Here is a 12,088-nt window from a genome sequence, read left to right as displayed (position 1 = left end):
TTTTCAGAAGTTTTCGAAGAATTCCTCAACAACTTCAACCACTTGCGCTTCAGATCTCTCGTCAGCGGGAGGCGAATTCTACAGCGTTACACGCTGCTGTCAACACCTCTTTTTCAACTTCCTTTCGACTTCGATGAACTGAAGCAACCTGCCGCCGAAACCTACATAACTCATTGAATCTCAAGGAGTTTTCCGTTTCGACTGCGCCGGAAGTGGGGCGAATTATAGACATCTGAAATTCGCCGTCAACCCTTATTTTCAGCTTTATTCGGATTTGAGCGTAATACGTGCAAATGCCTTCTTGCCCGCCTGGCAAACGTGGGTCGCACCCAGTACATATATAAAGGAGCGATCAACCACCTCACCATCAACACGCACACCGCCGGACGCCAACAGGTCGCGTGCCGCCGCAGAGTTCTTGACCAGGCCTGCCTTATTAAGGACAGCCGCGATCGGCATGTCTTCAGTGGAGGCCAGCTCGATCTCTGGCAGATCATCCGGCAGCTCGCCATCCTTCATGCGGTTACCCGCCGCACGATGAGCATTGGCCGCAGCTTCTTCACCATGGAAACGCGCAACGATCTCTTCCGCCAGCTTGATTTTGACGTCACGCGGATTGGCACCTGCCTCTACATCGGCACGCAGCGCATTGATCTCATCCATCGAGCGGAAGCTGAGCAGTTCGAAGTAACGCCACATCAACGCATCTGGAATCGAAACCAGCTTGCTGTACATGACACCCGGCGCTTCCTGAATGCCGACATAGTTGCCCAACGACTTGGACATCTTCTTCACGCCATCCAGACCTTCGAGCAACGGCATGGTCAGAATGCACTGCGCTTCTTGACCATAACCACGCTGCAGTTCACGCCCCATCAGCAAGTTGAATTTCTGATCGGTGCCGCCCAGCTCGACGTCCGCACGCAGCGCCACCGAGTCGTAACCCTGAACCAGCGGATAGAGGAACTCGTGAATAGCGATCGGCTGATTGGTGGTGTAGCGCTTGTCGAAGTCATCGCGCTCAAGCATGCGTGCGACAGTGTATTGCGAAGTCAGGCGAATGAAGTCAGCCGGCCCCATCTGATCCATCCAGGTGGAGTTGAACGCGACTTCGGTTTTCGCCGGATCGAGAATCTTGAACACCTGAGTCTTGTAGGTCTCGGCGTTTTCCAGAACTTGCTCGCGAGTCAGCGGCGGACGCGTGGCGCTCTTGCCGCTCGGATCACCGATCATCCCGGTGAAGTCACCTATAAGGAAGATCACTTGATGCCCCAGCTCCTGGAACTGACGCAGCTTATTAATAAGCACCGTGTGACCCAAGTGCAGATCCGGAGCGGTTGGATCAAAACCAGCCTTGATACGCAGCGGCTGGCCGCGCTTGAGCTTCTCGATGAGCTCGGACTCGACCAATAGTTCTTCCGCACCACGTTTTATCAGCGCTAGCTGCTCTTCAACCGACTTCATAACAGACCCGCAAGGCTCAGATTCAAAGGGAACCAACCATACAAGATCGCGCACCAATTACAAGTTTTGCCCGGCGCACGGACACCAATCCACAGACGTGATGTCTGTAGACTTGCTTCAGAGATGATTTGGTTATATTTTATACAGTTATTTCATCTTCATCATGTCATTCATCTTTTCCAATTCATCATTTTTCAAAGTCAAAATTACTTATGACCACAGAACCGTCTAAAGCGCCCCCGCTTTACCCGAAGACCCACCTGCTCGCCGCAAGTGGAATCGCCGCCCTTCTCAGCCTGGCGCTACTGGTATTCCCTTCCAGTGATGTTGAAGCCAAAAAGACGACCCTGAGCCTGGAACTGGAAAGTCCTGCTGAACAACTGACACAAGATCAAGACGCTGCTGATGCCGCTCAAGCCACAAATGAGCCAGTAGCCTCACCGTTTGCCCAGATCGAAAATGCGGACGACAACACCTCCGAAACGGCTGAAGCCGCGCCAGCACCCGCTCTGGTTGCTGAAAAACCAAAAACTCCCGGCCACCGCGAAGTCATCGTTTCGAAGGGCGATACGCTGTCCACTCTGTTCGAAAAGGTCGGTCTTCCGGCCGCTGCCGTGCATGAGGTATTGGCCAGCGACAAACAAGCCAAGCAGTTCAGCCAACTGAAGCATGGCCAGAAACTCGAATTCGAACTCAGTCCTGAAGGCCAGTTGACCAGCCTGCACAGCAAGGTCAGCGACGTCGAAACAATCACCCTGACCAAGAATGACAAGGGTTATGCGTTCAACCGGGTGACGGCCAAACCTACGGTTCGTACGGCTTATGTACACGGCGTAATCAACAGCTCGCTGTCGCAGTCCGCCGCCCGCGCAGGCCTCTCCCACAGCCTGACAATGGATATGGCCAGCGTCTTCGGCTACGACGTCGACTTCGCTCAGGACATCCGCCAAGGCGACGAATTCGATGTGATCTACGAGCAGAAGGTCGTCAACGGTAAAGCCGTCGGCACGGGCCCTATCCTCTCCGCCCGCTTCACCAACCGCGGCAAGACTTACACCGCCGTGCGTTACACCAATAAGCAAGGCAACAGCAGCTACTACACCGCTGACGGCAACAGCATGCGCAAGGCGTTCATCCGTACACCGGTGGACTTCGCCCGCATCAGTTCGAAATTCTCCATGGGCCGTAAACACCCGATCCTCAACAAAATCCGTGCTCACAAAGGCGTCGATTATGCGGCGCCACGCGGTACGCCAATCAAGGCTGCCGGTGATGGTAAAGTGCTGTTGGCCGGACGTCGTGGCGGCTACGGCAACACCGTGATTATCCAGCACGGCAATACCTACCGCACGCTGTATGGCCACATGCAAGGCTTTGCCAAAGGTGTGAAGACTGGCGGTACCGTGAAGCAAGGCCAAGTGATTGGTTACATCGGCACCACCGGGCTGTCCACCGGGCCGCACTTGCACTATGAGTTCCAGGTCAACGGTGTCCACGTCGACCCGCTGGGCCAGAAGCTGCCAATGGCTGATCCGATTGCCAAGGCCGAACGCGCTCGCTTCCTCGCACAGAGCCAACCGCTGATGGCGCGCATGGATCAAGAGAAGGCCACCATGCTGGCTTCGAGCAAGCGTTAAGCCATGTCCCTGTATATAGGCGTAATGTCCGGCACCAGCCTCGACGGTCTGGACATTGCCCTGATCGAACAAACCTCGGCGATCAAACTGCTCGCCACGCATTACATTCCCATGCCTGAATCCCTGCGCGCCGAGCTGCTTGGCTTGTGCGCCAGCGGCCCTGACGAAATCGCCCGCTCAGCAATTGCCCAACAGCATTGGGTTGATCTCGCCGCACAGGGCATCCGAACACTGCTCGATCAGCAGCAACTCACCCCAGCAGCCATCCGTGCGATCGGCAGCCACGGCCAGACGATTCGCCATGAGCCGGCACGCGGATTTACTGTGCAGATCGGCAACCCTGCCCTGCTGACCGAATTGACGGGCATTACTGTCGTCAGTGATTTCCGCAGCCGTGACGTCGCAGCGGGTGGTCAAGGCGCGCCACTGGTTCCAGCCTTCCATGAAGCTTTATTCGAAGAGCGTACCGGTAACCAGGCGGTCTTGAATGTCGGCGGTTTCAGCAATCTCAGTCTGATTGAGCCGACCAAGCCTGTAGCCGGTTTCGACTGCGGCCCGGGGAATGTTCTGATGGATGCGTGGATTCACCAGCAACGCGGTGAAAACTACGATCCCAACGGCCAATGGGCCGCCAGCGGAGCGATCGAACCAACGCTGCTGAAAACCCTGCTCAGCGACCCCTTCTTCGTGACCAAAGGGCCGAAAAGTACCGGCCGCGAGGTGTTCAATCTCTCTTGGCTGGAACGGCACCTTGCGCAACTACCCAGCTTCGCACCTGAAAACGTGCAGGCCACGCTGCTCGAACTCACCGCACTGACCATCGTCGAGTCGCTGCAGAGCGCCCAATCCGCTACTCAACAATTGCTGGTCTGCGGTGGCGGCGCGCACAACGCTACGCTGATGAAGCGTCTGGCCGACTTGCTGCCGAACACCACGGTCGCCAGCACTGCGATCCACGGTGTTGATCCGGACTGGGTTGAAGCCATGGCCTTCGCCTGGCTCGCCCATTGCTGCCTCGAAGGCATCGCCGCCAACCGACCGAGCGTCACCGGCGCCATCGGTCTGCGCGTACTCGGCGCTATTTACCCCAACTGAACAAAACCCGGGCAACAAAAAACGCCGCAGAACCGTAAGGCTCTGCGGCGTTTTGTTATCTGCAGCGAAGTACGATCAGATCGAGAACGACGACCCGCAACCACACGTCGTGGTGGCATTCGGATTCTTGATCACGAAGCGTGAACCTTCCAGACCTTCCTGATAATCCACCTCAGCACCGGCCAGGTACTGGAAGCTCATCGGATCAACCACCAGACTCACGCCTTCGCGCTCGACGATGGTGTCGTCCTCGGCCACGTCTTCATCGAAGGTGAAACCGTACTGAAACCCTGAACAACCGCCGCCCGTAACGAATACGCGCAGCTTCAAGCGATCATTCCCCTCTTCATCGACCAGGCTCTTCACCTTGTGCGCGGCACCGTGGGTGAATTGCAAAGCCGTGGGGGTGAAGGATTCGACGCTCATGCTGATTATCTCCCGGCGTTACGCCGCCATAATGCGTGATGACGCGCATTATCCGCTTGTCCGAGAAAATCGGTCAACTATTGTTACGGTATATCAATAAAGCCGACGAGCTGTTCAGAATGCAAAAAGGCCCGATTATCGGGCCTTTTTGCTGTACCGCTTAAAGTGTTACGGCAGCATACCGGCGTGGGACAGGCCGAAGCGCTCGTCCAGACCGAACAGGATGTTCAGGTTCTGCACCGCCTGCCCCGACGCGCCTTTGACCAGGTTATCGATCACCGACAGCACCACCACCAGATCGCCATCCTGCGGACGGTGAACAGCGATACGGCAAACGTTGGCACCGCGCACGCTACGGGTTTCCGGATGGCTACCGGCCGGCATCACATCGACGAACGGTTCGTTGGCGTAACGCTTTTCAAACAGCGCCTGCAGATCCACCGAGCGATCAACCACGGTTGCATACAGCGTGGAGTGAATGCCGCGAATCATCGGCGTCAGGTGTGGAACGAAAGTCAGCCCCACGTCCTTGCCCGCGGCACGACGCAGACCCTGGCGAATTTCCGGCAGGTGACGGTGACCTTTCACCGCATAGGCCTTCATGCTTTCCGACGTCTCGGAGTACAGGGAGCCTACAGCCGCACCGCGACCAGCGCCGCTGACACCGGATTTACAGTCGGCGATCAGACGTGAAGTATCGGCCAGACCTGCTTCCAGCAAAGGCAGGAAGCCCAGCTGTGTAGCGGTTGGATAGCAACCCGGCACCGCGATCAGCCGAGCTTTCTTGATCTGCTCGCGATTGACTTCCGGCAGACCGTAAACCGCTTCATCCAGCAACTCTGGCGCGCCATGCGGCTGGCCGTACCATTTGGCCCACTCGTCAGCGTCTTGCAGACGGAAGTCTGCCGACAGGTCGATGACCTTGGTGCCCGCCGCCAGCAATTCACCGGCCAAGGCGTGCGCGACACCGTGCGGCGTGGCGAAGAACACCACGTCGCAAGCACCGAGGGTTTTGATGTCCGGCACGCTGAAGGCCAGGCCGTCGTAGTGACCGCGCAGGTTCGGGTACATGTCAGCCACGGCCAGACCGGCCTCGGATCGGGAAGTGATGACAGCCACTTCTGCCTGCGGATGCTGCGCCAACAGACGCAGCAGTTCGACACCGGTGTAACCCGTGCCGCCGACGATACCGACCTTGACCATAACCTGCCCTCAAAGAACCCACTGGAAAGCCGTCGATAATAGGGGCCGCGCGGCCCTGCGACAACCGTCAAGGTGACGTGCGGACGCTCAAGCCTCTACTATCCGGGGTACCGTGAATCTGGAATAACTAAAAATGCTCTATCTATGGATCAAAGCTTTTCACATTGTCAGCGTCGTTTGCTGGTTTGCCGGCCTGTTCTATTTGCCGCGCCTGTTCGTTTATCACGCGCAAAGCGAGGACACGATCAGCAAGGAACGCTTCAGCGTCATGGAGCGCAAGTTGTATCGCGGCATCATGGGCCCGGCGATGATTGCGACGCTGATCTTCGGCGGCTGGCTGATCTATCTCAACCCGAGCATCTTCAGCACGGGTGGCTGGATTCACGCCAAGTTGACACTGGTCGTCTTGCTGATCGGTTACCACCATATGTGCGGCGCGCAAGTAAAACGTTTCGCCCGTGGCGAGAACACCCGCAGCCATGTCTTTTATCGCTGGTTCAATGAAGTGCCGGTTCTGATATTGCTGGCTATCGTAATTCTGGTCGTGGTCAAGCCGTTCTAACTTCAACAAGTACCGATCTTTGGGGTGTTCATAATGTCGCTGCCCGCTCTGCTCGAACAACGTCTGCGCCTGCCTGTGGTGGCGGCGCCGATGTTTCTGATTTCCAATCCGGAACTGGTTCTGGCCTGCTGCCGCAATGGCGTGGTCGGCAGCTTCCCGGCACTGAACCAGCGCGAAAGCAGCGGCTTCAAAGCCTGGCTGGAGCAGATCGAGGCGGGCCTGGCGACACTGGACAATCCGGCGCCTTATGCGGTGAACCTGATCGTCCATAACAGCAACCCGCGCTTGCAGGCAGACCTGAACATCTGCGTCGGACACAAGGTACCCATCGTCATCACCAGCCTTGGTGCGGTGAAAGAGCTGGTCGATGCCGTACACAGCTACGGCGGACTGGTGTTCCACGACGTGACAACACGTCGTCATGCCGAGAAAGCCGCCGAGGCTGGCGTCGATGGCTTGATCGCGGTCGCCGCCGGCGCCGGCGGTCATGCCGGCACCTGGAGTCCTTTTTCCCTGATCGCCGAGATCCGTCAGTTCTTCGACAAAACGTTATTGCTTGCAGGATGTCTGAACCACGGCCATGAGATCTTGGCTGCTCAGCTGTTGGGCGCGGATTTGGCCTACTTCGGCACGCGATTTATCGGTACGACTGAAAGTCATGCGCCTGACGCTTACAAGCAGATGCTGCTGACAGCCAAAGCGGCCGACATCATCCATACTCCTGCAGTGTCGGGTGTACCGGCCAGTTTCATGCGTCAGAGCCTGGAAGCGGCCGGCTTCGATCTGGCGGCCCTGCAAGGCAAAGGCGAAGTGAATTTCGGCGACAAGCTCAAACCGATCAATGACGAAGCCAAAGCGTGGAAGACTGTGTGGTCGGCAGGCCAGGGGGTTGGCGACATCACGGATCTGCCGAGCGTCGATCAACTGATCGCGCGCCTTGACGCTGAATACCGGCAAGCCCAGGAACGCGCAGCACAATTGCCAAAACACTGGCCGCGCGGATAAAAACCAGGCCAGTCGACCCAAGGCTGGCCTTACACTGACAACCTTTCAACCCACTCGCGACAAGGATGCCTCGGTAATGAGCGAACCCCGTTACAAGATCGTGTTCGACGGTGCTCTGCAGCCCGGCGTCGATATCACCACGGCCAAGCTCAATCTGGCTGACCTGTTCAAAAGTGACGTGGCCGCCATCGAACGCCTGTTCAATGGCCGCGCCGTGGCACTCAAACGCGACCTGTCCCACAGCGATGCGCAGGCTTACCTGCAAGCACTGAGCAAAACCGGGATTGATGCGCGCATTGAAGCCGAGACGGCGATCGAACTGAATCTGGCGGACGTCCAGGAACACACCACTGTCGTGGCAGAACCGGAGTCACCGTATGCGCCGCCTCGCGCCAGTGTCGGGGAACAGCTGCCGGCGTTCGCCACACTCAAGCCATTCAGCGTCGAAGGCCGCATCGGTCGTCTGCGCTTTCTCGCCTGGACGATGGTGCTGAGCCTGGTCACGCTACCCATTGTCGGGATATTCGCCCTGATGGCGCTTGGCCTGGTCAGTGGCGACTCCACCACTGGCTTGATCATCGGCGGGATCTTCGCCTTCTTCCTGTTTATCGGCTTCCTGATTGTCAGCATTCTGTTCAGCGTCCAGCGCTTGCACGATATCGGCTGGTCGGGCTGGCTCTGGCTGCTGAACCTTGTACCGTTCGTGGGCAGTTTCTTTCCGCTGGTGATCATGGTCGTACCGGGCAATAGCGGCGCCAATCGCTACGGCCCTCCCCCTCCGCCGAACAGCACCGCGGTGAAAGTGCTGTGCTCGCTGTGGATCGTGTTTTTTGCGCTGGTATTTGCCGGCGGCATGCTCGGCGGCATTTCCGCCATCCAGCAGGAATACGAAAGCAATCTGGAAAGCAGCTATGAAAGTGGCTCGGTGACCACTGACGAAGTCGAAGTAGAGGTCGAAACGCCAGCGGATTCCGCCGACGAGGCCGCCGAAGCGGCGCAGGCCCCTGTAGACTCTGCGAAAGAATGAACAGCGCTCCCCGCCGTGACACCCGCGTCGCCGGCGCGGAGCTGTTGCGATGGAGAATTGCATGACCCGTTACGCACTGATCACCGGCGCTTCCAGCGGCATCGGCCTGGCCATGGCCGAAGCGTTGGCCCGGCGTGGCCGCAGCCTGATTCTGGTGGCCCGACAGCGTGATCAGCTGGAAAGCATTGCGATCGAATTGACCCAGCGCTTTGGCGTCGAGGTACTGTTCCGCGCCTGTGATTTGGGCGAACCGTTACGCCTGTCCGGCTTTTTACTGGAGCTGGAAGAAGGTGACCGCCAGATCGACCTGTTGGTGAACTGCGCCGGCATCGGCACCTGTGGCCCGTTTCTCGCGCAGGACTGGATGACCGAGCAGGATCTGATCGAGGTGAATATCCTCGCCCTCACCCGCTTGTGCCACGCCATCGGCAATAGCATGGCGCTACAGGGTGGCGGGCAGATTCTCAACGTTGCCTCGGTCGCCGCGTTCAATCCCGGCCCGTGGATGAGCACCTACTACGCCAGCAAGGCGTATGTGCTGCACTTCTCCGAAGCCTTGCGGGTTGAACTCAAACAAAGTGCGGTGAAGGTTTCGGTGCTCTGCCCAGGCCCGACCCGCACGGCATTTTTCCGCACCGCGCAACTCAACAGCGACAAACTCAAAGCCAGCAAAATGCTGATGAGCCCCGAGGAAGTCGCGCTGTATACCGTGCGCGCCCTCGACAAAAACCGCGCAATCATCATTCCGGGACGACGCAATCGCTGGTTCGCGTTCCTGCCGCGGCTGGGTTCGCGCTGGCTCAACCGCACCATCGTCGGCATGGTCAACAAGGCTTACTGCCCGCGCTGAAATGCCCTACAGGTAAAACACTGGGCGGGACAAGCCGCCCTGAGTACACTCAGACCAGCCCAAACAACGGAGAAAACAGCAGTGGATACTCTGTTCACCAAGATCATCAACCGGGAAATCCCGGCCAAGATCATTTACGAGGATGACCAGGTTCTGGCCTTCCACGACATCGCCCCTCAGGCACCGGTGCATTTCCTGGTGATCCCGAAGAAACCGGTGCGCACGCTCAACGACCTGACTGAGGACGACAAGGCACTGGCCGGGCATATCCTGTTCACTGCGCAGCGTCTGGCACTGGAACTGGGCTGCGAAGAAGGTTTCCGCGTGGTGATGAACTGCAATGAGAAAGGTGGGCAAACCGTCTACCACATTCATATGCACGTACTCGGTCAACGCCAGATGAACTGGCCTCCGGGCTAAGGGCACACCCACCCTGTGGGAGCGAGCAGGCTCGCTCCCACAAAAAGCATCACCGCGAAGCAAATGACCCAGCGCAAACCTTCTGCGGCCGATTCGGTTAAACTGGCCGCCGAGATTCTTCCCGGAGGTCAGCATGACTACCCAACGTCACTACTCGCCAATTGACCGTCTTCTGCTGCAAGCCGATGCCGCGATGCGTACCCTGCTGCCTTTCAGTGGTCAGCCGTACCGTCCGTCGCCAGCGATTCTGCAGCCGGACACGCAAATGAGCGACGAAGACACCCGCCACGTCGCCGGCCTGATGCGTATCAACCACACCGGTGAAGTCTGCGCCCAGGCGCTGTATCAGGGACAGGCGCTGACCGCCAGGCTGCCCCAGGTTCGCGAAGCCATGGAGCACGCCGCCGAAGAAGAGATTGATCATCTGGTCTGGTGCGAACAGCGCATCCATCAGTTGGGCAGCCATACCAGCATTCTCAATCCGCTGTTTTATGGCATGTCGTTCGGAATTGGCGCAGTGGCCGGGTTGATCAGCGACAAGGTCAGCCTCGGGTTTGTCGCAGCGACCGAGCATCAGGTGTGCAAACACTTGAATGAACATCTGGAACAGTTGCCGGCCGAGGACGAAAAGTCCCGGGCAATTCTGGAGCAGATGCGTATTGATGAAGAACATCATGCGCAGAGTGCGCTGGAAGCTGGAGGGTTTCGTTTTCCGGCGCCGGTGAAGTTCGGGATGAGTATTTTGGCCAAGGTGATGACCAAGAGTACTTATCGGATTTGAGAAGTGTATTGCCGGACAGGGCCCCATCGCTGGCAAGCCAGCTCCCACAGGGGTCTTTGTTTCAACAATAAAAAAGGCGACTGTCCTGAGACAGTCGCCTTTTTTGTGTGCGGGAATCTTAGGTCGGCATGTTGCGCGCATAGAAGATTTCGAGCATTTCGTGCTTCACCCGGTCGGTCACCAGAGCACGCTGCTCGGGGGACAGATTGCTGGTGGCGTCGCCGAACAGGTAGTTATCCAGTTCGAAGTTCTTCAGCAGCATTTTGGTGTGAAACAGGTTTTCCTGGTACACGTTCACGTCGGTCATCTGGTACGCGTCGCGAGTGTCTTCGGAAAGGTAGTTCTGGATCGAATTGATCTCGTGGTCGATGAAGTGCTTGTTGCCTTCAACGTCACGGGTGAAGCCACGCACACGATAATCCACAGTCACGATGTCCGAATCGAACTGGTGAATGAGGAAATTGAGCGCTTTCAGCGGTGAGATGACACCACAAGTCGACACGTCGATGTCCACACGGAAAGTTGCAATACCGTCGTCCGGATGGATTTCCGGGTAGGTGTGCACCGTGATGTGACTCTTGTCGAGGTGGGCCAGGATAATTTCGGGCAACGGGCCCGGCGATTCTTCGATCTGGCTTTCAGTCGGGGTTACCGGCTCTTCAGAAATCAGAATCGTGACGCTGGCGCCCTGAGGTTCATAGTCCTGACTGGCAATATTCAGGATGTTGGCACCAATGATCTCGACAACTTCTGTGAGAATCTGCGTCAGGCGTTTCGCGTTGTACTCTTGATTGATGTACTCGACGTAAGCCTGCTGGTCTTGCGGGGTTTCCGCGTAGCAGATGTCATAGATGTTGAAGCTCAAGGTCTTTGTCAGGTTATTGAACCCGTGGAGCTTGAGTTTGCTTTTCACCGTTAAAAACTCTCTATGTATGCGGCGCAGCCGCGTGATCAAGCATGCCCGTCAAGTGCGAACAACGCACCTGCGTAGGACGGTTAACACCTCTTCGCGATGGCGATTTTGGTTATCTGTTCAGGCGGCTGACCTGTCGGCTGACCGATCACTGCCCTGAAAAAAAGTGGCGCATTATGCAGACGTCAGCGGGGGGATCGCCAGAGTCTGCACTGCTTTTATGATAGTTGAATGTCGGTTCAACCGAGTTCGATGATTTCGTAGTCGTGAGTAATCGCTACGCCAGCCGCGCCGAGCATGATCGAGGCTGAGCAATACTTCTCGGCAGACAACTCGATGGCACGCTTGACCTGAGCTTCTTTCAAGCCACGGCCCTTGACCACAAAGTGCATGTGGATCTTGGTGAACACCTTCGGATCTTCGGTCGCGCGCTCGGCTTCGAGGAAGGCTTCACAGCTTTCAACGGCCTGACGGGACTTCTTGAGGATGCTGACCACGTCAAAGTTGCTGCAACCGCCGACACCGAGCAAGAGCATTTCCATCGGGCGAACACCCAGATTACGACCACCGGCGTCCGGCGGACCGTCCATCACCACGACATGACCGCTGCCGGATTCGCCGAGGAACATGGCTTCGCCAGCCCATTGGATGCGTGCCTTCATCGCCAAGACTCCACTGTAGAAAAAAGGGTCGCCAGCTTAGCAC

The 12,088-nt window shown here is 57.4% G+C and carries 13 protein-coding genes; 8 read left to right on the top strand and 5 right to left on the bottom strand.

The annotated features are described in order from the left end of the window. Nucleotides 1-264 precede the first annotated feature (264 nt). A complete protein-coding gene (gene tyrS, locus WA225_RS27530) occupies nucleotides 265-1,464 on the bottom strand; it encodes a tyrosine--tRNA ligase (protein WP_064119296.1) in 1,200 nt (399 codons plus the stop codon). Nucleotides 1,465-1,676: 212 nt separating this feature from the next. Between tyrS and WA225_RS27525 the strand changes: the two genes are divergently transcribed. Further along, nucleotides 1,677-3,101 carry a peptidoglycan DD-metalloendopeptidase family protein gene (locus tag WA225_RS27525; RefSeq protein ID WP_422610378.1) on the top strand — a complete coding sequence of 475 codons (1,425 nt, stop codon included), beginning with the start codon at nucleotides 1,677-1,679 and terminating at the stop codon, nucleotides 3,099-3,101. Nucleotides 3,102-3,104: 3 nt separating this feature from the next. Beyond that, the gene (locus WA225_RS27520; protein ID WP_422610377.1) at nucleotides 3,105-4,196 is read left to right on the top strand and encodes an anhydro-N-acetylmuramic acid kinase; all 1,092 of its coding nucleotides are present in this window, start codon (nucleotides 3,105-3,107) and stop codon (nucleotides 4,194-4,196) included. A gap of 75 nt (nucleotides 4,197-4,271) precedes the next feature. Here WA225_RS27520 and erpA read toward each other — a convergent pair whose 3' ends face one another. Both erpA and argC read right to left on the bottom strand, forming a co-directional pair. Beyond that, nucleotides 4,272-4,622, bottom strand: coding sequence for an iron-sulfur cluster insertion protein ErpA (gene erpA / locus WA225_RS27515; RefSeq protein WP_008077999.1), 351 nt, complete (start codon nucleotides 4,620-4,622; stop codon nucleotides 4,272-4,274). A gap of 168 nt (nucleotides 4,623-4,790) precedes the next feature. Beyond that, the gene (argC, locus tag WA225_RS27510) at nucleotides 4,791-5,825 is read right to left on the bottom strand and encodes an N-acetyl-gamma-glutamyl-phosphate reductase (protein WP_422610376.1); all 1,035 of its coding nucleotides are present in this window, start codon (nucleotides 5,823-5,825) and stop codon (nucleotides 4,791-4,793) included. A gap of 133 nt (nucleotides 5,826-5,958) precedes the next feature. Here argC and hemJ point away from each other — a divergent pair, with 133 nt between their 5' ends. The 6 genes from hemJ to coq7 all read left to right on the top strand — a co-directional run bounded on the left by hemJ (nucleotide 5,959) and on the right by coq7 (nucleotide 10,470). Next, nucleotides 5,959-6,387, top strand: coding sequence for a protoporphyrinogen oxidase HemJ (hemJ, locus tag WA225_RS27505; RefSeq protein ID WP_422610375.1), 429 nt, complete (start codon nucleotides 5,959-5,961; stop codon nucleotides 6,385-6,387). Between the two features lie 33 nt (nucleotides 6,388-6,420). Next, complete coding sequence (locus tag WA225_RS27500; protein ID WP_422610374.1) at nucleotides 6,421-7,392, top strand: NAD(P)H-dependent flavin oxidoreductase; 972 nt, start codon at nucleotides 6,421-6,423, stop codon at nucleotides 7,390-7,392. A 76-nt stretch (nucleotides 7,393-7,468) separates the two neighbouring features. Then, on the top strand, nucleotides 7,469-8,419 hold the full coding sequence (locus WA225_RS27495) for a DUF805 domain-containing protein (RefSeq protein WP_422610373.1): 951 nt from the start codon (nucleotides 7,469-7,471) through the stop codon (nucleotides 8,417-8,419). Nucleotides 8,420-8,480: 61 nt separating this feature from the next. Further along, nucleotides 8,481-9,269, top strand: coding sequence for an SDR family NAD(P)-dependent oxidoreductase (locus WA225_RS27490; RefSeq protein WP_422610372.1), 789 nt, complete (start codon nucleotides 8,481-8,483; stop codon nucleotides 9,267-9,269). A gap of 81 nt (nucleotides 9,270-9,350) precedes the next feature. After that, a complete protein-coding gene (locus tag WA225_RS27485; RefSeq protein ID WP_003228789.1) occupies nucleotides 9,351-9,689 on the top strand; it encodes a histidine triad nucleotide-binding protein in 339 nt (112 codons plus the stop codon). 133 nt (nucleotides 9,690-9,822) lie between these two features. Next, on the top strand, nucleotides 9,823-10,470 hold the full coding sequence (gene coq7 / locus WA225_RS27480) for a 2-polyprenyl-3-methyl-6-methoxy-1,4-benzoquinone monooxygenase (protein ID WP_422610371.1): 648 nt from the start codon (nucleotides 9,823-9,825) through the stop codon (nucleotides 10,468-10,470). Between the two features lie 118 nt (nucleotides 10,471-10,588). On the opposite strand, the gene speD is transcribed toward coq7, so the two are convergent. Continuing rightward, nucleotides 10,589-11,383 (bottom strand): adenosylmethionine decarboxylase, encoded by a 795-nt coding sequence (gene speD / locus WA225_RS27475; protein WP_422610370.1) that lies wholly within the window; start codon nucleotides 11,381-11,383, stop codon nucleotides 10,589-10,591. Between the two features lie 239 nt (nucleotides 11,384-11,622). Further along, the gene (locus WA225_RS27470; protein WP_007941657.1) at nucleotides 11,623-12,045 is read right to left on the bottom strand and encodes an OsmC family protein; all 423 of its coding nucleotides are present in this window, start codon (nucleotides 12,043-12,045) and stop codon (nucleotides 11,623-11,625) included. Nucleotides 12,046-12,088 lie beyond the last annotated feature (43 nt).

The sequence above is a fragment of the Pseudomonas sp. genome, from assembly GCF_049300855.1.
In the GTDB taxonomy this organism is placed as follows: domain Bacteria; phylum Pseudomonadota; class Gammaproteobacteria; order Pseudomonadales; family Pseudomonadaceae; genus Aquipseudomonas.
This window is presented reverse-complemented; position numbering and strand designations above follow the sequence as displayed.